A 17,899-nucleotide genomic window follows, 5' to 3' on the forward strand; every position below is an offset into this window, starting at 1 on the left:
CCGTGCCTCCCTGCCGACCCATTCTTGATCGAACAGGCGCACCAACAGCATCGGTATCCGCCATTCAGCAACGAACTTAATCTTGATGATTGTCATTGCCGAGAAGGCCTATTTGCCTTTTCTTTTGGAGTGGAAGTATAGTGTAGTGAGTGATCGATCGGGAACATAGTCTGAGTATGAAAATAGACCTCCATTGTCACAGCAAATATTCACATGATAACAACCTGGAGCCTGAGAAACTGATCGGACGAGCCATAAGCCTCGGACTCGACGGGGTCTGTTTTACCGAACATCATTCATATGAGAATTCCCGGCCGATTTCGCGGATGAAGATTCCCGACGGATTCCTCGTCTTCCGGGGCGTAGAAGTTTCGACGGACGAAGGTCACCTGCTGGTGTACGGTGTGACGGATGATTCCTGGAATCGCTGGAGCAGGAACAACTTCTTGAAAATGGAAGAAGTGATGAAAAGTGTTCACGGGCTTGGAGGAATCTGTGTGCCGGCTCATCCGTTCAGAGGCTGGGAGTCCTTGGGGGAAAGAATCTTCTCCATCCCCGGCTTTGACGCTCTTGAGACACACAATGGGGGCAATCGGCTTAACCAGAACCTGCTTGCAGCAGAAGCGTCATCTAAACTCGGGTTACCCTCTATTGGAGGAAGCGACTGCCATTATATCCATCAGGTGGGGCGATCTTATACGGTTTTCCAGAACAGAGTGCCGAGTCTGGAGCTTCTCGTAGCGGAAATAAAAGCCGGCAACTGTCATGGAGAGCATTGGGACTATGGCAGTTGACACAGTTTCTGATCTTTTGAACTCATTGTGCTTTAAATAAACGGTAGGGGCCGGCGTCTCTGCCGGCCCGAACCGGTTGATTTGTATTTGAAAAATGTGCCGGCACGGACGCTCCGACCCCCACAGGAAACACTGTAGTCATGGTCTAAATTTGAGCCTTTGCCCCTGACTCCCACTTTTCTTATGAAAGAGGGAGCCTTTTCTTCGCTGAACGCTTATGCCAGCCTTGGGGCTCTTGGAGAGCGATCCTCCAATGTTCCTTCGAAAGGCGTGTATGATCCCCCTCGTCCCGGTCCTGACATTGACGGCTGGAAATCGAATGGGTATCTATATTGAAACGATTCTGGAGGAAGCATGGAATTCCTGGAGGAAATAGCAGATCTCAATCCTCTTCCTGCGGGAGGTGCAGCGGCTGCTTACACGGCAAATCTCGGCATAGCGCTGTTGTACAAGGTATTAATTATGGAGATAAACCGTAAAGGACTCGATCCGGCCCCTCAGGCGACGCTCAGAATCGCACAGAAAGAAATCGAGCGGTTGCATTATGCGCTCAAGAAAATGACCAGAGACGATCCGCAGTGTTATCTCCGTTTCAGAGAGGCACTCAAATCAGGGGACAACGAACGGAGCAAAAACGCATTTGGCGAAGTGCTCACCTGCTCTCTCGAAGTTATTGAAAAGGCTTCGGACGGCCTCGAATGGGTACGAAGATTGAGCAAGTTTTCCAGTCTGAAGCTTTTACCGCACCTCAGAATTTCCGCAGAATTGCTTGCCGCGGGTATTGCAGGCACTGCTCATGTGGCGAGAGATAACGTCAAGCTGATCGAATCACCCGGAGACCAACAAGATTATCTTGATAGGCTGGAATCCGTTTACGAATTGGGAATGGCTAAGAAAAAGGAGATCCTGGAGACCCTGTGATACCGTTTCGTAGTCATGCACATAAGACAGCGAGGGCTGGAGTGTCCTGAGCGGAGTGATTAGACGGCTTTGCGTCGTCCGGAGCGAAGGATAGCTCCAGCCTCCCAGATTTGAAAAAAAAAAAGCGAATAGATATCACAGATCTCCCGTTCAAGTCACTTGAGAGGAATCGTTCATGAACCGATGTATGCGTCATTCTGATCGCGATGCCGAATTCTATTGCCAAAAGGATAACATGTATATGTGTCGAGAATGCGCGTGCTGCCACACGCCGCGATTGTACTGTAAATTCAGATCGTCTTGTATTATCAATATTCTTACCCGAGAAGGAGAGCTTCAAAATTGTGAAGAATCCAGGGCAGCATCGAGTTCTTGATCGCATCGGATTACAAAAAAATTTCATCCCGGGATGACAAACGAAAGAAGAGTGTTTATATTGTTGTGTTGACGGAGATGGGATAATCTCCGTTCGTATTTTTTGGTAGCGGATCGTCCTATGACCAAACGTGATTATTACGAGATACTTCAAGTTGCGAAAAACGCAAGCCCTGAAGAGATAAAAAAGGCCTATCGAAAGCTGGCTCTGGAACATCATCCCGATAGGAACAAAGGTAACAAGGAGTCCGAAGAAAAATTCAAGGAAGCCGCTGAAGCATATGAAGTGCTGAGCGATTCGGAAAAGCGACAACTTTACGACCGCTTCGGTCATTCGGGATTGCAGCAGTCCGGCTTTCGTGGATTCAGAGACTTTGATGATATTTTTTCATCATTCGGAGACATTTTTGAAGAATTCTTCGGGTTCGGTTCGAGAGGAGCCCGTGGCCATGCGGTTCGCAGAGGAGCAGATCTTCGTTATGAACTGGTGATAAGCTTCATGGACGCGGCCACCGGTAAAGAAACCGAGATCGATGTCTCACGCCATGAACTCTGTAACGAATGCGGCGGAATCGGCACACGGGACGGAGCACAGCCTTCCGTCTGTTCCACCTGCGGCGGCCGCGGGACGGTAACACGGTCTCAGGGGTTTTTCTCCATTAGCACTACGTGCCCGAAATGCCAAGGCAGCGGCACGATAATAACCGATCCGTGCAAGAATTGTCGCGGCGTGGGGCGGGTTCTGATTTCCAAGAAGCTTTCGCTCCGTGTTCCCCCCGGAGTGGATACCGGTTCGAGACTGAGGCTGCAGGGCGAAGGTGAACCGGGCGATCCGGGAGCCCCTCCAGGCGATCTTTACGTATTTATCCGAGTAGAACAGCACGACACGTTTCGGAGAGAAGGTGACGACGTCTTTGTCGCTGTGCCCATAACGTACAGTTTGGCTGCCCTGGGCGGTCGCATTGAAATTCCTACCTTGGAAGGCCAGGATCATCTCGATATCCCGCAGGGAACTCAGTCGGGCCAGGATTTTCGTATTCCCGGAAAAGGGATCTCTCACATCAGAGGTCGAGGTCGCGGAGATCTGATAGTGATTGTGTATATTCAGACTCCGAACAAGTTGTCGAAAGAACAGGAAGAGCTGATCCGACGTTTGGCTGAAATTGAGGGTAGTCAGGTCTCACCCAAAAAACGCGGGTTTTTCTCCAGAAATAAATAAATTTGCTTCAATTGACGGCCCGCCAATCCGGAAGAAGGGTAACTGTTGCTGTTCTTTGCTCATGGAATTTGAAATATGCGAACTCTCTTGATCAGTCCGGAAACGCCGAAATCCTTCTGGACTCTCGAACAATCATGCGATCTGTCACTGGCCAAAACGCTCATTCCACCGTTGGGATTGTTAACAGTGGCAGCACTCCTCCCTTCTGATTGGGAACTCCGGCTTGTGGACCTAAATACCCGGAGCATATCCGAATCGGACTGGGATTGGGCCGATGTTGTGCTGATTTCCGGTATGATCGTCCAACGACAGAGCATGCTGGAAATGTGCAGAGAGGCAAAGCTTCGCAGAATTCCCGTTGTAGCGGGAGGCCCCTACCCTACTGCATGCCCGGACGAACTGCTGGATATCGAGGTGGATTTCCTGGTCCTCGGCGAAGCGGAAGAGACAATTCATGACATAGTCGCGGCCGTTCAGAATGGCGAATCTTCAAGAGTATTCCGTGAAGGCGAAAAGCCTTCTATGAGTATCTCGCCCGTTCCGAGATTCGATTTGCTCCGGTTGACGGATTATGCATCCATGGCGATTCAGACTTCTCGCGGGTGCCCCTTCAACTGTGAATTCTGTGACATTGTTCAGCTATACGGAAGAAAGCCGCGGTACAAGTTGCCGGAACAGGTCATTGCTGAATTGGAATATCTTCGCGGGATTGGCTGGCGCGGTGACGTCTTCGTGTGCGATGACAATTTTATCGGAAACAAGAAACACGCCGAAGCAACCCTGGACAAATTGATACCATGGATGAAGTCCAATGGCGAACCGTTTTCTTTCTGGGCGCAAACATCGATAAATCTGGGTAAAGATGTTCCCTTGATTGATTTGATGACTGAGGCAAACTTTGCTTCGGTTTTCATAGGAATCGAATCTCCGGACAACCAGGTGCTTTCGTCCGCACGCAAGTTTCACAATATATCCAATCCACTCGCTGAAGCCATAGACGTCATAAAAAGAAACGGCCTCAACATTATGGCGAGTTTTATCATTGGTTTCGATAACGAAGAAGAGGGTGCAGGCCGACGAATATGTGAATTTGTGGAGCAAAACCAGATTCCTTCCGTGATGTTGAACACACTTCAGGTGCTGCCCAAGACAGCGCTGTGGGACAGGCTCAAGAAAGAAGAACGCCTTCTGGAACAGAAGACATCGGGCCAGACCACCGCAGGCAGACTCAATTACGTGCCCACCAGGCCTGCATCGGACATTCTCAAAGAATACGAGGAAGCTGTTTTTCGCATCTATGACCCTCGCAACTATCTCGAACGCGCATACAATTTTTTCCTGGCAATGCGGCCGACACGGCATTTTCTAGCCACAGGAGAGACAAATGCCCCCGCTTCCGAGGAAAGGCCTTCATTGCGAGGACGTCTGAAAGAACTTCGCGCTTTCCTGAAGCTTGCGTGGTGGCAGGGAGTTCTTCCGCCATACCGGTGGCAATTCTGGCGTCAGCTCATCGGGTTAATGAGAAAGAACCCGACTCGCGTAAAGAAATACCTCGTAAGTTGTGCCACCGGCGAGAACATGTTCCGCATGAGAGAATTGGTTCACCAGAGACTAAAGCACAGATAGGATAGTATATGCATACCCCCGAAAGAGTAGTCGTCCTCGGCGTAGGCAATATTCTGCTGAAAGATGAAGGCATTGGCGTTCGAGTAATCGAAGAACTACAGCGACGTTACATGTTCCCGGAAAACGTCAAGGTTGTAGACGGCGGAACGCAAGGTCTTTGGCTGATGTCCACTATCCAGGAAACGGATCGTCTTATTGTTGTGGATGCTGTTCTTGGTGACGGAGAACCTGGTACGCTTTACCGTTTGGAACGGGATCAACTCCCGAAAGGATTGCGAGCCAAGCAGTCCGCCCACGACAGCGATTTGATAGAAGCTCTCAATCTCTGCAATCTGATAGATCAATGCCCAAAGTCCGTCGTGGTCATAGGAATTCAGCCGCAGGATATTCAACCCTTCGGAATGGAGCTCACAGAAAAAATTGCTGCCAGAATGGAAGATTTGATAGATCTTGTACTGAAGGAACTCCACACTTTGGGACTTACACCCGTAAGTATTTCGTCAGGCGGAGCAACGAACTGACATTTTCGTACGGGGGGGCGCTCATGAGTGTTAGAATCCTTAGGATTCGTAGGGCTCGTGCGATCTTGCGTTCCGTCGCTCCATGACCCAATTTCCCGCGAGTTGTACCATTTCGCAATTATGCATATAAGATGGCGCAGGCTGAGGTGTTCCGAGCGGAGTGATTAGACGGCTTTGCGTCGTCCGGAGCGAAAGATACCTCCAGCCTGCCAGATTACAAAAAGAAAAGCGTATCGGTATTAACCGTATTGCTCCCTGAAAGCGAAATGTCTCGAAAGACACGAGCTCCCTCGGATTCTCAATCGTTTGCCAAAAAAAGTTTGAACAAGTTCGGTGGTGTATGATAAGACATATAGCTTTAAGGATGGGGAAACCTGCCGAAACAGTCGGCGATTTTTGCTGGAATGTTCAAAATCAGGAGGCCTTAACTATGAAGAGAGGGAAGACCCTTATTGCCCTACTGGTCGGGATTGCTGCATTGGTCGCGTTTACGGTAGCCTATGCAGCCACGAAAATGCCGGAGCAGGATCTGGTCATCGACACAAAGGATGTTTTCAAAGAGAAGAAGAAGGCACCGGTTACCTTTTCCCACACCAAGCACAAAGCCCTGAAGTGCACTGATTGCCATCACGAGTATAAAGACGGCAAGAATGTGTGGCAAGAAGGTCAGGAAGTGAAGAAATGCGGTGCCTGCCACAAATTGGAAGCTGAAGGCAAAGTGGTGAAATTGGAGAAAGCTTTCCACGACCAGTGTGTAAATTGTCATAAGCAGTTCAAGAAAGACAAGAAACCCACGGGGCCGACTGCATGTGCAAAATGCCATCCTCCCAAACCTGGCGAAAAGCCGGAAAAAGAATAGGCTCGATCTGAAAACCGGACAGAGGCCCCCTCCATGTGAGGGGGTTTTTTGTTTCGAAATTGTGCTTGACCTGGATAGTGCGAAAAAGGTAATACTTAATCTTTGTTTTTCCACCTGTTAAACCGGACTTTTATAATATAGTAAGACTTGTCCAAAATCTATTTGCTTTGCGTGGAAGGAGCTTTGCATGAAGAAATGGACTGTTCTCGCTGCTGTTATTGTGGCAGCCACGGTGCTGGTGTTCCAGTACTCAATTGTCCCTACCATAGCTCAGGAACAAGGCACTACCGGCCAGCCATCAACAACAACTCCCTCACCTGCAACCAAAACCGATGAACCGGCAGCTCAGAAAAAAGCGGAAAAACCTGCCGAAATCACGAACCAGGAATGTATCGATTGCCACAATCCCGACATCCTCAAAATGTCCAAAGAGGAGTTAGCGGACCAGGTGGTGGTGGATGACAAAGCGGCCCCCCCAAGATCGAAACGTCCCTTTGTTACAGGCGAACTGAATCTTTCCATAAATGACAAAAAGTACGCCGAGGGAGTACATGCAGACACCACATGTGTAACTTGCCACAGTGACATTACTGAAGTGCCTCACAAACAGAGACTCAAGGCAGTGGACTGTAAGGAATGTCATGACGAAGCTGTGGAACAGATCGAGGCGAGCGCTCACAAGGATAAACCCGGCCCCAAGGCCCTGGGTTGCGTCGGCTGCCATGATGTTCACTACGGCAAAGGCAAAGATGACTATGCCAAAGGTTTCAGCCCAAAAGTCTGTGAGGACTGTCACAAAGCGTACAATATGGATACGCTCAAAGCTCATACCAAACTCTACGAGGCCAAACTTCATTTAGCTATGGACTGCATGTTGTGCCATTCAGGCAAAGACCCTGGTGTCCACAACATTCCCTTGGTGAAGACCAAAGTTGCATCCTGTGAGTCGTGTCACACGAAAAACACCATTCTCGAGAAGGAAAAACCTGTCTCGGCCGGCTTTATTGCTTGTGTGACCCAGACCGGGTTTATGAACGGCAGCAGCCTCAAGAAATACGGTTATGTCCTTGGAGCACACAGGATTCCTATGCTGGATGCGATTCTCATTCTGGTCGTGCTCGGGACCTTCGGACTTCCCATCGTGCACGGCGGTCTGCGCATTTTGACCAGACGCAAAGAGCCGATCCATCTGCCTGAGGAAAAAATCCTTCTGCACCCCTTGATCGAGCGACTCTGGCACTGGTTCCAAGCGCTATGCATTGTGATGCTGATTTTTACCGGCATTATGCTGCACTGGCCTGAAAAGTTCCCCGGCTGGTTCAACTGGTCGGTCACGGTGCACAACTGGTTCGGTTGGGGTGCCGTAATCGCCTTTGTCGTATGGTTCCTGTACAACATAATTACCGGACGGATTTCTCATTATATTCCGAAAAAATGGGAAATTCCGGGAGGAATGATCACTCAGGCGAAATTCTACGGATACGGTATCTTCAAACACGAACCGCACCCCTATGCGCCCACTGAGGACAACAAATTCAACCCTCTTCAGAAGATCGCGTATCTCAAGTTCCAGTTGTTGCTGTTCCCGCTGCTTCTGATCAGCGGAATCCTGTATATGTATCCCGAAACATTCAAGGGTGTCATTGCAGCCATAGGCGGCATGTACATTCTTGGTATAATTCACTTGATATTGGGTGCGCTCTTCACGGCCTTCCTGGTGGCTCACCTTTATCTTGCCACCACGGGTGAAACCATTGGAGAGAACTTCAAGGCCATCATCTTCGGGTACGGTGTAAAGTCCGATCACGAAGACCACTCTAAACACGTATAATCACACGCCTCCGGGGAGTGGCATCACTCCCCGGCCCACCTCCCGCTATTCGATGATCTTCCTGAGTCGTGCGATGATATCTTCCAGTTCTTTATTCCGAGCAATGAGAGCTTCTTCTGATTTGCGTTTTTCTTCTTTCAGTCGGATGGTCTCGAACGCGAGGTCAACGAGCTCTATGAGCTCTGCGGGACGAATCGGTTTTTGCAGGTAATAGAATACTCCCTTCTCGAGTGCTGCCACAGCCGAGTCCACATCAGCGTAGGCTGTCATTAGAATGCATACGCAGTCGGATTTCACTTGCTTAAGATCCGAAAGAAGCGCCGTTCCCGACCCGTCCGGCAGCTTAAGATCCACAAGAGCAAGCCACGGTCTGGTATCCCGGGCAATTTTGGAAGCCTCTGCGCTGGTGGATGCCACGAAAACCTCATAACCTTCACCTTCGAGTATGTCCTGGAGGTTATCACAGAAGCCCACGTCGTCATCGACAACAAGGATGGTTCTCAAATTGTCCTCAGGTTGCTTTCTGGATCGGAACACTTTTCGAAAAATACTCTTTGCATCCATGAAGATTATCCTCCGAATCTTACATTCGCCCTCGATATATTTCCGACGTTGCAGATCAGTGGTTCGCACCCGATTCTTTCCGGCCGTCTTGCGGCAGCGTAATGGTGATGATGGTTCCCTGGTCCGGTACGCTGCTCAGATAAACTGTTCCTTCGTGCTCCTCAACGATCTTCTTGACTATGGCAAGTCCTAGACCCGTTCCTCTCGCTCGAGTGGTGAAAAGTGGCTCGAATGCCCGCATTGTTGTTTCGTTATTCATTCCCATACCATTGTCTTCAACCTGTATGCACACATTGGAATCGGCCGAGTACGTGGAAATCCTTATTCGCGGAGAATAGCTGAGTTTTGCCTCTTCCATAGCAGTCTGTCGGGCAAGGACTGCTTGTATTGCATTTTCGCAGAGATTGACCACTACTCTCCGCATTTTTTCCTTGTCGAAGCTGATTTCCGGTATATCGCGGCGGAGCAGTTTCATCACATGGATTTCTTTGGGAAATGTCAGTTCGTCAAGAACATACTCGAGCCATGAATTGATCTCCCCTTTTACGGCCGCTGAGCGCCTGCCGCGGGTGTATTCCAGGAGTTCTCCGATTATGGAATCGCAAATGCCGACTTGCTGTTCGATTCTTTCCAGATGTTTCTGAGTTTTTTCATCAGTGTCGGTCAAATTTCTGGAAAGAACGTACGCGGAAGACTGAATGACTCCCAAAGGATTGCGCAATTCATGGCTCACAATGGCTGTCAATTGACCGATTACCGACAAGCGCTCGCGTTTGATGAGTTCCTCTTGAGCGGCCTCCAGGTCCCGCGTACGCTCTCTGACCTTTTGTTCCAACTCGGCTGCATGATGTGTGAGAAGAGCTTCCCGCTCCTGATAATAATCGATTTTCTGCTCCAGCTCTTCGGGGGTCACTTTCAAGCTTGCCAGAATTTCTGCATACATTTCAGATAGTTCTCGTGCCTCTCCGGGATCGAAAATTTCTGCTTGTCTCAGTGCTTTGAAGGCGGCCGCGGTTCCAATGGAACCCGACAGAAATTTCTCTACCTGATTGTGTACTTCGGCGAGTTCCACGATGGAAATCCTCCCCTTTCCGAGAACCCCCGCTTCCTGAAAACATTTCTCAGTCATTGAAGCAGCTTCTGCGGCCCCGAGGTACTGGCAAAGCAGATCTTCAATTATCTTCTTTTTCTCCGAAGCGATAATGTGCGATTCACGCCTGCTCGACTTTCCAAGCGCAGGGATCGTAATCAGCACATCTGCGAAATCTTCCGCCAGATTTTTCTCCTGCTCGCTCTGCTCGAAGAACAAGGATCCGAAGACATAGAATCCCGTGTTGAACAGGAACGACCAGAATACACCATGGGTCAATGAATCAAGAGTCATTACGCCGAACAGTTGCTCAGGCTTGAGAAACGCTATTCCCCACGGACCGTCACTGAGGAGCGAATCGGCTATCCAGCCGCTCCTGACAAATGCAGGCAACAGAAGTGTATAGAACCACACAACAAATCCGGCACCTAATCCGAGGAGTGCTCCGGCCTGATTTCCTCTGCGCCATGCAATGCCTCCCAGTGCAGCAGGTGCAAGCTGAAACGCGGCGGCAAAGGCGATCATACCGATATTGACGAGCATGTACGATTCGCCCACGAGTTGCTCGAACCAATATCCTGTTACAATCACGCCCGCGACCGCTACCCAACGACAGTTGAGCAGATGTCGCCTCAAGAAGCCCAGCCATTTTATCCAATCGACTATGGGGAGTAGCAGATGATTCGTGATCATCGTGGTGACTGTGATGGAACTGATCATGATCATGCCGGTCGCTGCGGATGCCCCGCCAAGAAATACGAGCAGGGAAAGCCATTTTTGTCCTGAGTGCAGAGGTAATCCCAGGACAAAGGTATCGGCATCCTGCGCCGGATAACCCTTAAGTAGGCCGCCCATTGCAATGGGAAAAACAAAGATGTTTATGAGCAACATGTACAAAGGAAACATCCACATTGCCGTTCGTATGTGATCTTCGTCGAAGTTTTCGATCACGGCCATATGGAATTGTCGCGGCAGGAACATGATTGCGGACATGGCCAGGATGAGATACGTCGTCCAGGTTATGTAATAGCTCTGATCTGTCTTCCAGACCTCAACGAGCATATGGGGCTGAGTCTCCGTAATCCTCTTGAATATATCGGTGAAACCGTCGAACAGAAAGTACGTAACAAAGATCCCCGCGGCAAGAAAAGCAACAAGCTTCACGAGACATTCCACAGCTACAGCCATGATCATGCCCGGATGTCTCTCGGTCGGGTCAAGGCGCCTGATGCCCAGGATAATGGTAAAGACCCACATGAGGCCGACCACAATTGGTCCCAGATGCTGTCCGACCCATGATGCCGATCCTTCCGCAGAGGTGACGATAGAAAAAGTGGAGATGATCGCCTTGAATTGCAGCGCAATGTACGGAGTGGTCCCCACAAGCGCAATAATGGTGACAAGTGCAGCCACAGATTGGGATTTGTTGTATCGTGCGCTGATGAAGTCGGCTATGCTCGTGATATGATGTCTGGTCTTGATCCTTACCATTTTTCGCAATACGGTCCACCACAAGATAATGGCTATTGTAGGGCCCAAATAGATCGGCAGGAACAACAGGCCGGAAGTTGCAGCTTTACCCACACTGCCGTAATAGGTCCAACCGGTGCAGTAGACTGCAAGGGATAAGGAATAGACGTACGGATTGTTGACCGGACTGCGGTCGACTGTTGAAGCCCGTTCCACCCACAGGGCAATGAGAAAAAGAAATCCCATATAGAAACAAAAAACTGCGAGAACCATAAAAGAATCGAGCATCGGCCGATCCTATTTGTTTTCGTTTTCGCCTTTGGGATCTCCGGATTCCACGAGGGTGGTGCTCACGAGATAGAGAACGGCGATTACCGTCCCCCAGGCCAAAAATAAGTACACAAACATGTTTTCTGCACGGTGCACATCGGGGAAATGCACAATCGGCCATCCAAAAAGAACTAAGGAAAGAAAAAAAAGTGCAATGCGGAACTCGGTCTGTCTGAAAAGTTTCTTAAACCTTTCCATGACCGGTCCTCCTGGACAGGGTTGCGGGATGCGAGAGGGACTTACAGGCATAGGTATGTACGGAATGCAAACGCATTCGCTACAATTTGATTCTAGAATTTACGGCTGAATTCGTCAAGTATAAGCTACCCGAACCTGAAAAGGTTGGGTCTTAATTGCCAAAATTAACGTCTGATTGAGGATAGGAGTATTGGTGGGTGCCGGCCTCCGTGTCGGCACATCTTCAATATAATAAATTATATCAATATGATGGACCGGCAGGGACGCCGGTCCCTACCAATATCTTGTAATTCACAACAGAAGTTTGAGGAATATTTCATTTTGGATAACCATTTTGCGGGTAGAACATCGGGAAGCATGTCATTGTGATCGGAGCGACTCGACGCAACGACAGTCTGAATTTGTCGGCTTTCTCGAATAGTTGAAGCATGAGAGCGAAACTGACGACAGGAGAATAGACAAAACGAAAGGATTACCGTTTCCCGAATGCTCCGGTGACTAATTCGGCAAAATTGTCATCACCGGGTTTCGGCGGTCCAGGAATGTACGGAGTAGCCTTGATTTCGCTGCGCTTACTCAGGCCGAAGAGCATGCTCAGTTCCCGAGTGATGGGAGTCTCCCGCAGATCGACAAACCTCAGCATTCGTCCCAGGTTCAGGTCCCACCAGTCCTGTTTGATCGGGATGATTTCCGGTATTTTGAGATGCGAGCCCTTCTCCAGGTCCCACACGTATTCGGCAAAAGGCCAGAACCGATACTTCGAGTATACTAGCAATCCCTTCCTGTACTGCTTCTGAATGGTGTTGATGAGCAGGAATTTTTGTTCCGTGAACACTGAATCACCCCCAACCGACACGCGGGCATCCGAATCCGTGCTGGTGGAAAATTTGTTCCGATCCCGCTTGTACGAATACACAAAGAACAGGCTCAGCTCTTCGAGTCCTCCTCCTGTGCCGTACGTAATGAAAGGGTAGAATTTGTACCGTTCGTGCCCTGAAGCATAGTGACGATAGTAAGAGAGAAAAGGCCAGATAAGCGTTGTTTGGGTCGAATAAGCGTCATCCTGCTTTACATACAGCGGAAAAGGCGCAGCCAGGAACGAACTGAACTGCTCGGTTCCCTGGTATTTTTCCGTCTTCTGAATTAAGGGCCACAAAAGGAACCAACTGGAATAATCTTTCCGAATCTGATCTTTTCCGAATAAAGGCCATATCTTCAAGGATTGGCGGCCCGGACTGTTGGCATACGTGCCGATGGGCCATAAAAACTTCGTAGTGTGCTCATCGTCGTACGAGTATTCGTAATACAGGGGAAACAGAAAAAAAGAACTCTTATCCACTCCGAAGCGCCGGTACATGTGCCCGTAAAAAGGGAAAAAACCCCAATAGTCCTGGCCTAGATCGGATCGTCCTTTGTAAACCGTGAGTACGCGTGAATAACCGTCGAATGGCGGAATCTTTGACCAGCGATTTTCGAAAAACGGATCGAATTTCAATTTGCTCTGAAACGTGGACTCTTCAGAACGGCCGAGGGGATAAAAGAAATCCGTCCTATCGAATACACCCGGGACTTTGGTCCGATAATAAAATGGAGGGAATCCCCAGCCTTCTCCAAGGGTCCAGATGTTGTCCGGAGCCCAGGGATTCATGGATCGAGTCATGAGATCCGGGCTTACGCCGAATACGTTTCCCGGTTTCGTGAATCTCAGAAAATCATACGCAGTGGCGCATGCGCAGGAAACCGCGATGAAGTGTGAGATGATGAGAATGGCAGCAATCGAGCGAATTCGTGAAGAGAAATATCTGGACGATACCTTTTGCACTTCATCCCCATAGCGGGGTTCTATTCCGGTGTGGAAGTTCTCCTGCAATGGTTTCGCCGGTTTCATCCGGCCGCTCCTTACTTGAGCACTGCCCCGAGAATAGTAGCCAGTGTGCTGATGGGGGTCGCTTCGGAGATGTCTTCAGCCGTCTTATTCATATTGCGGATTGCACGGCGGGCTTCATAATACATCTCGGGGTCGTTTATCAGGCGGCCGACAGTGCCCGGACCGTATTGGATACTCCTGGAAAGACCTCTCAGATCTCGCATGAGCCCCTGAGCGTCTCTGTACAATGTCTCATCCGTGACCATTTTCCCCAGCGTCCCTCTTCCCTGCCGCACGTCCTTTGTGAGAGATTCCAATTCGGTTGCCGCGCGGGCAAATTTGTCGCTGGTTTTATCCATGCTCTTGGAGAATTTCTCCATCTCATCAACGGTACGGTTAATCTTCTCCCTGTTGCGGGTCGTAATGTCACTGAGATCTTTGGTTGCCTGTTGCGTATTAGACGCGATGGTATTGATCTTTTCTTTGTTGGTTCCGAGAATTTCCTTGAGATCTTTGAATGAAGAGTTGGCATTATCGATTATATTCTCGAGCTTCTCGGCCCCTTTCTCGTCCACAATCTTCTTGCGTGCCTCACGGGTCAATACTTGAAGATCCTGGGCAACAACGCTCATGGTCTCCAGGACCTTTTCCGTATCCGTCGGCTCCTGGACTACCTGGAATTCCTCGTTTGGCTTGAGTTTTCTCGCATTCGGGCGACCCGGCTCTATGACTACGTACTTGTCCCCCATCAGCCCTTTCGTCTTCAGGCTGATTCGGGAATCTTCGGGGATCATATTCCTGTAAGCGTTTTTCAGCTCCATGATTATGAGGGCTTTATCCGATTCCGGATCGAGTCTGACGTCCTTCACGGTTCCGACTTTTATCCCGGCAATCTGCACGGAAGCTCCCTCAGCAAGCCCTTCAGCGGATTTCATCCGAGCTTTGAGAATAAACCCTTCAGATATGGACAAATCCAGAACCTTGAACCATACATAGGCAAAGATCGCTACCATAGCCAAGAAAAAAATCCCGACCTTCGCTTCGGTAGAAAACTTCGTCATTCCGGGATTGCCCTTCCTATTCCGTCGATCTCTTGTATCGGTCTAAGCGGGCGTCGTTTATCGCTAAAAAACGATTGAGTACCGTCCCAAGCGCGTCTGCAGAATCATTGCCACAGGTTCGTCGAATGTCTCTATCCGCGAAACTCAGCTCTGTTCCAATTGCGCATAACCGCACGTTTTTGGGAGGGAACGACCAACGCTCCTTCAATACATTAAAGCAGCAAAGAGAGCTGCGCATAACCGATGCAGCGTGACTGCTTCAGCTCCATAGCGGCAGCCATGAAAAAGAAGATGCGAAGCAGTATCAACCACGGCATACCGGTTTGGCCATTCTAATCCATACATTTAAAGAATGTCAATATCTTTGTGAAAAAGAAAAATATTCAGGACGAACCTTTAATTTGAGGGACAACGATGTGAAATAGGAAGACAATTATAGATAGGCTTGAACAGAGGGAATGAGAATGCTCAAAGTCGACGCTCCTGCATTCCAAAAGTAAATGCCTAGAAAATTTACATATCTGATTAATATATTTAAAATATTAAAATGTAAACATGAACTTCACAAACATAGAGGACCACCGATATCAAGTTTAAATGATTGACTTAACCCAAAACAAGATCTACCGTATTCGTGGGTACTCATCGTGCGCCTTGAGCGCAGAGGAGGAGAGGAGACCCATGGAACGTCTTAAAGAATTAGTTCATTATATCTGCGACATATGCAAGAATGAATCTGCCTTCGGAGCTACTAAGCTAAACAAAATCCTTTGGTACCTGGATACCTTTGCTTTTCTTAAGTTCGGCAAATCATTGAGCGGAAGTACTAAGTATGTCAAACGTCAATATGGGCCCGTTCCGCAAAGAATTTTGACCGTTCTTGAGGAGTTGGAGGCTGAGAAAGCTATTCTTATTGAGGAAAGAGAATACTACAAAGGCATCATTCGCAACTATATCGTTCTAAAAGCTCCAGACGAGGAAGTCTTCACGGCCGAGGAAAAAGAGCTGATTAACGACATGGCTCAGACTGTTTGTCGACGTACTGCAAAGGAAATCAGCGACTTGTCTCATAATGCCGTTTGGGAGACTGCAAAAAACGGTGAAGAGATTCCACTTTACGCAGTTCTTGCGGTGCCGGACAAGATTACAAGCAAAGATGAAAAACGGTTTGATGATTTCATTATGTCACGACATTCCTAGTGTAGAGTATGGTTGATGCGAGGCGGCCAGGGGTTACGAACTGTAGTCGAAGAACCTGAAGTCTTAGAGGCGATCATCAAATACAGAAAGACTATCTATCGGTTTGATGACGCATACGAAGCGCTCGTTTGGCACCTGGCACATCATGGCAAAGGAATAAAAGGTTCAGTCAGAATCATAGATAATGTAATATATTATATGCACGTACAAAAGCGGAACCGATTGGCCGGCACCCCACGTTTATCGGCAATTTATAGGCGTGTCGGGCAAGAAGTCATCATAACGCAACTGTACGTTGATTAAACTACCGTTTTACAGACCTTACTAGGTCTCCCGCCGCTTTTTTTCTTCGCTGCGAATTTCACGCCTCAGCAGTTTGCCAACTTTGGACTTGGGGAGCATGTCCCGAAATTCTATGTATTGCGGTATCTTGTAAGCAACCATGCGGCCCCGACACCACTTGGTCAATTCGTACCCGGTTATGCCTTTTACGTCTTTCTTGAGCACAACAAATGCCTTGATGCGTTCCCCGACCTTTTGATCGGGGATGCCTACGACACAGGACTCGATCACCGCGGGATGTTCCTGCAATACCGCTTCAATTTCGGATGCCGAAATCCTGTATCCTTTGTGCTTTATAGTGTCTACCGTGCGGTCTACGAAATAGAGAAATCCGTTTTCGTCCTGGCGCACAATGTCCGATGTGCGATACCACAACCGGCCGTCGATCTCCGCAAATGCCCCGGCTGTCTCTTCGGGTTTGTTCAAATATGCTTGAACCATGCGATCCGAAGAAACCAGTAACTCTCCCGGATCTCCCTGGTTCACCGGTTCCGTGGAACCCGGTTCAACAATCTTGATTTCTTTGCTGGCCACTTTGAGGCCCATGCTGAGCGGCGGAGTTTCCCGATCCGTTGGACTCATGACAATACCACCGCAGGTCTCCGTTGCTCCATAGCCCTGATAGATATCCAGCCCGAAACGAGCTTTCCAACGTTTGGCAACTTCTATGGGGAGCACGTCACCCGCAGAGAAGCAATACTTCAAACTGGAAAGATCGTACTGGTCCACTCTGTCGTGTTCGAGAATCATGCGGTAAAACGCAGGGACTCCAATGAGGCTCTTGGCCTTCAACGAGCTGATGGAATCGAACACTGCATCGAGATTCACCCGCGGCTGCAGAATCAGCGTGCCGCCACCCACCACTATGGTGGACAGGCTGCAGGTCTGGCCGAGAATATGGAACAAAGGTGCGCCGCCCAGAATGACATCCTGATCCTTGGGGAACAGTGCGTCCCTTACGCCGAGCTGCTCCTCGGCAGACACCAGGAAGAGCCCCTGATTGAGGGGAACACCTTTCGGATGTTTCGTGGTTCCGCCCGTGTACAGGATTTCGGCTACGTCGTCTTCTCGGGTTTGCGGGTCGGGTGCTGAAGGATGCGATTTGGTCACCAAATTCCTGAGAAAGGCCACGTGAGGAGCTTTTTCTACTTTTCCTGCGGGAACTTTATCTGCAATGAATCCGAACGCCCGTTTCCACAGGGGCAACAGATCCGCCACATTCGTTACCACAACGGTCCGTATTGCAGTATCCTGCATGGCCTGTTTGACGTATCCGTAGTTTCTGTCCTGACAGACAATGGCTTTTGCACCCGTGTCGTTTGCGATATAGCGTAAGTCGACCACCGTGTAGATCGGCGTAATAGGAACTGCAACTGCTCCGAGCCGCTGAATCCCCAGCCAGGAAACCACGAACTGAGCCGAATTGGGAATGTACATGATGACGCGATCGCCTTTGCGAATGCCAAGCGTCGCCAAACCTGCGGCAAATCGCTCTGCCAATCCCAAGAGCGCAGAGTACGTGAAAGAGGTCCCCAGGAAAGAAACCGCGATTTTGTTTGGATACTTCGCGGCCATAGCCGAAAAAGACTTGAAAATACTTGGGAATGGTAACGACGCCATAATCGTGAATC

16 protein-coding genes are annotated in these 17,899 nt (G+C 49.3%); 10 read left to right on the forward strand and 6 right to left on the reverse strand.

What is annotated here, in order from left to right:
• Positions 1-176 precede the first annotated feature (176 nt).
• From DESTI_RS15685 to DESTI_RS28980, 8 genes are all read left to right on the forward strand, one after another.
• On the forward strand, positions 177-794 hold the full coding sequence (locus DESTI_RS15685; RefSeq protein ID WP_014810947.1) for a CehA/McbA family metallohydrolase: 618 nt from the start codon (positions 177-179) through the stop codon (positions 792-794).
• A gap of 354 nt (positions 795-1,148) precedes the next feature.
• Positions 1,149-1,715, forward strand: coding sequence for a cyclodeaminase/cyclohydrolase family protein (locus tag DESTI_RS15690; RefSeq protein ID WP_014810948.1), 567 nt, complete (start codon positions 1,149-1,151; stop codon positions 1,713-1,715).
• 187 nt (positions 1,716-1,902) lie between these two features.
• On the forward strand, positions 1,903-2,091 hold the full coding sequence (locus tag DESTI_RS31785; RefSeq protein ID WP_353743189.1) for a hypothetical protein: 189 nt from the start codon (positions 1,903-1,905) through the stop codon (positions 2,089-2,091).
• 120 nt (positions 2,092-2,211) lie between these two features.
• Complete coding sequence (dnaJ, locus tag DESTI_RS15695; RefSeq protein WP_014810950.1) at positions 2,212-3,309, forward strand: molecular chaperone DnaJ; 1,098 nt, start codon at positions 2,212-2,214, stop codon at positions 3,307-3,309.
• A gap of 75 nt (positions 3,310-3,384) precedes the next feature.
• Positions 3,385-4,935, forward strand: coding sequence for a B12-binding domain-containing radical SAM protein (locus tag DESTI_RS15700; RefSeq protein ID WP_014810951.1), 1,551 nt, complete (start codon positions 3,385-3,387; stop codon positions 4,933-4,935).
• An 8-nt stretch (positions 4,936-4,943) separates the two neighbouring features.
• Positions 4,944-5,456 (forward strand): HyaD/HybD family hydrogenase maturation endopeptidase, encoded by a 513-nt coding sequence (locus DESTI_RS15705; protein ID WP_014810952.1) that lies wholly within the window; start codon positions 4,944-4,946, stop codon positions 5,454-5,456.
• A gap of 430 nt (positions 5,457-5,886) precedes the next feature.
• Positions 5,887-6,315: a cytochrome c3 family protein gene (locus DESTI_RS15710; protein ID WP_014810953.1), complete on the forward strand. Its 429-nt coding sequence runs from the start codon at positions 5,887-5,889 to the stop codon at positions 6,313-6,315.
• A 187-nt stretch (positions 6,316-6,502) separates the two neighbouring features.
• Positions 6,503-8,146: a cytochrome b/b6 domain-containing protein gene (locus DESTI_RS28980; RefSeq protein WP_014810954.1), complete on the forward strand. Its 1,644-nt coding sequence runs from the start codon at positions 6,503-6,505 to the stop codon at positions 8,144-8,146.
• Positions 8,147-8,191: 45 nt separating this feature from the next.
• On the opposite strand, the gene DESTI_RS15720 is transcribed toward DESTI_RS28980, so the two are convergent.
• From DESTI_RS15720 to DESTI_RS15740, 5 genes are all read right to left on the reverse strand, one after another.
• On the reverse strand, positions 8,192-8,710 hold the full coding sequence (locus tag DESTI_RS15720) for a response regulator (RefSeq protein WP_014810955.1): 519 nt from the start codon (positions 8,708-8,710) through the stop codon (positions 8,192-8,194).
• A 55-nt stretch (positions 8,711-8,765) separates the two neighbouring features.
• Complete coding sequence (locus tag DESTI_RS15725; protein WP_014810956.1) at positions 8,766-11,558, reverse strand: ATP-binding protein; 2,793 nt, start codon at positions 11,556-11,558, stop codon at positions 8,766-8,768.
• 9 nt (positions 11,559-11,567) lie between these two features.
• Positions 11,568-11,798 (reverse strand): hypothetical protein, encoded by a 231-nt coding sequence (locus tag DESTI_RS15730; RefSeq protein ID WP_014810957.1) that lies wholly within the window; start codon positions 11,796-11,798, stop codon positions 11,568-11,570.
• Between the two features lie 472 nt (positions 11,799-12,270).
• A complete protein-coding gene (locus DESTI_RS15735; protein WP_014810958.1) occupies positions 12,271-13,686 on the reverse strand; it encodes a hypothetical protein in 1,416 nt (471 codons plus the stop codon).
• Between the two features lie 11 nt (positions 13,687-13,697).
• Complete coding sequence (locus DESTI_RS15740) at positions 13,698-14,726, reverse strand: MlaD family protein (RefSeq protein ID WP_014810959.1); 1,029 nt, start codon at positions 14,724-14,726, stop codon at positions 13,698-13,700.
• Between the two features lie 681 nt (positions 14,727-15,407).
• On the opposite strand from DESTI_RS15740, the gene DESTI_RS15745 reads away from it, so the two are divergent.
• On the forward strand, positions 15,408-15,926 hold the full coding sequence (locus tag DESTI_RS15745) for a Panacea domain-containing protein (RefSeq protein ID WP_052316059.1): 519 nt from the start codon (positions 15,408-15,410) through the stop codon (positions 15,924-15,926).
• A 15-nt stretch (positions 15,927-15,941) separates the two neighbouring features.
• On the forward strand, positions 15,942-16,229 hold the full coding sequence (locus DESTI_RS15750; protein WP_014810961.1) for a hypothetical protein: 288 nt from the start codon (positions 15,942-15,944) through the stop codon (positions 16,227-16,229).
• A 21-nt stretch (positions 16,230-16,250) separates the two neighbouring features.
• Here the strand turns inward: DESTI_RS15750 and DESTI_RS15755 are convergent, their stop codons facing one another.
• Positions 16,251-17,888, reverse strand: a complete 1,638-nt coding sequence (locus DESTI_RS15755) for a class I adenylate-forming enzyme family protein (RefSeq protein WP_014810962.1) — start codon at positions 17,886-17,888, stop codon at positions 16,251-16,253.
• Between the last annotated feature and the right edge of the window lie 11 nt (positions 17,889-17,899).

Source organism: Desulfomonile tiedjei DSM 6799 (assembly GCF_000266945.1).
Lineage (GTDB): Bacteria > Desulfobacterota > Desulfomonilia > Desulfomonilales > Desulfomonilaceae > Desulfomonile > Desulfomonile tiedjei.

Excerpts from the sequence above, each read along its gene's own strand:
- DESTI_RS15755 (WP_014810962.1), bottom strand. The coding sequence starts at position 17,888 with ATGGCGTCGTTACCATTCCCAAGTATTTTCAAGTCTTTTTCGGCTATG.
- DESTI_RS15685 (WP_014810947.1), top strand. The coding sequence starts at position 177 with ATGAAAATAGACCTCCATTGTCACAGCAAATATTCACATGATAACAAC.
- DESTI_RS15745 (WP_052316059.1), top strand. The coding sequence starts at position 15,408 with ATGGAACGTCTTAAAGAATTAGTTCATTATATCTGCGACATATGCAAG.
- DESTI_RS31785 (WP_353743189.1), top strand. The coding sequence starts at position 1,903 with ATGCGTCATTCTGATCGCGATGCCGAATTCTATTGCCAAAAGGATAAC.
- DESTI_RS15690 (WP_014810948.1), top strand. The coding sequence starts at position 1,149 with ATGGAATTCCTGGAGGAAATAGCAGATCTCAATCCTCTTCCTGCGGGA.
- DESTI_RS28980 (WP_014810954.1), top strand. The coding sequence starts at position 6,503 with ATGAAGAAATGGACTGTTCTCGCTGCTGTTATTGTGGCAGCCACGGTG.
- DESTI_RS15735 (WP_014810958.1), bottom strand. The coding sequence starts at position 13,686 with ATGAAACCGGCGAAACCATTGCAGGAGAACTTCCACACCGGAATAGAA.
- DESTI_RS15725 (WP_014810956.1), bottom strand. The coding sequence starts at position 11,558 with ATGCTCGATTCTTTTATGGTTCTCGCAGTTTTTTGTTTCTATATGGGA.
- DESTI_RS15740 (WP_014810959.1), bottom strand. The coding sequence starts at position 14,726 with ATGACGAAGTTTTCTACCGAAGCGAAGGTCGGGATTTTTTTCTTGGCT.
- DESTI_RS15730 (WP_014810957.1), bottom strand. The coding sequence starts at position 11,798 with ATGGAAAGGTTTAAGAAACTTTTCAGACAGACCGAGTTCCGCATTGCA.
- DESTI_RS15705 (WP_014810952.1), top strand. The coding sequence starts at position 4,944 with ATGCATACCCCCGAAAGAGTAGTCGTCCTCGGCGTAGGCAATATTCTG.
- DESTI_RS15700 (WP_014810951.1), top strand. The coding sequence starts at position 3,385 with ATGCGAACTCTCTTGATCAGTCCGGAAACGCCGAAATCCTTCTGGACT.
- dnaJ (WP_014810950.1), top strand. The coding sequence starts at position 2,212 with ATGACCAAACGTGATTATTACGAGATACTTCAAGTTGCGAAAAACGCA.
- DESTI_RS15710 (WP_014810953.1), top strand. The coding sequence starts at position 5,887 with ATGAAGAGAGGGAAGACCCTTATTGCCCTACTGGTCGGGATTGCTGCA.
- DESTI_RS15750 (WP_014810961.1), top strand. The coding sequence starts at position 15,942 with ATGCGAGGCGGCCAGGGGTTACGAACTGTAGTCGAAGAACCTGAAGTC.
- DESTI_RS15720 (WP_014810955.1), bottom strand. The coding sequence starts at position 8,710 with ATGGATGCAAAGAGTATTTTTCGAAAAGTGTTCCGATCCAGAAAGCAA.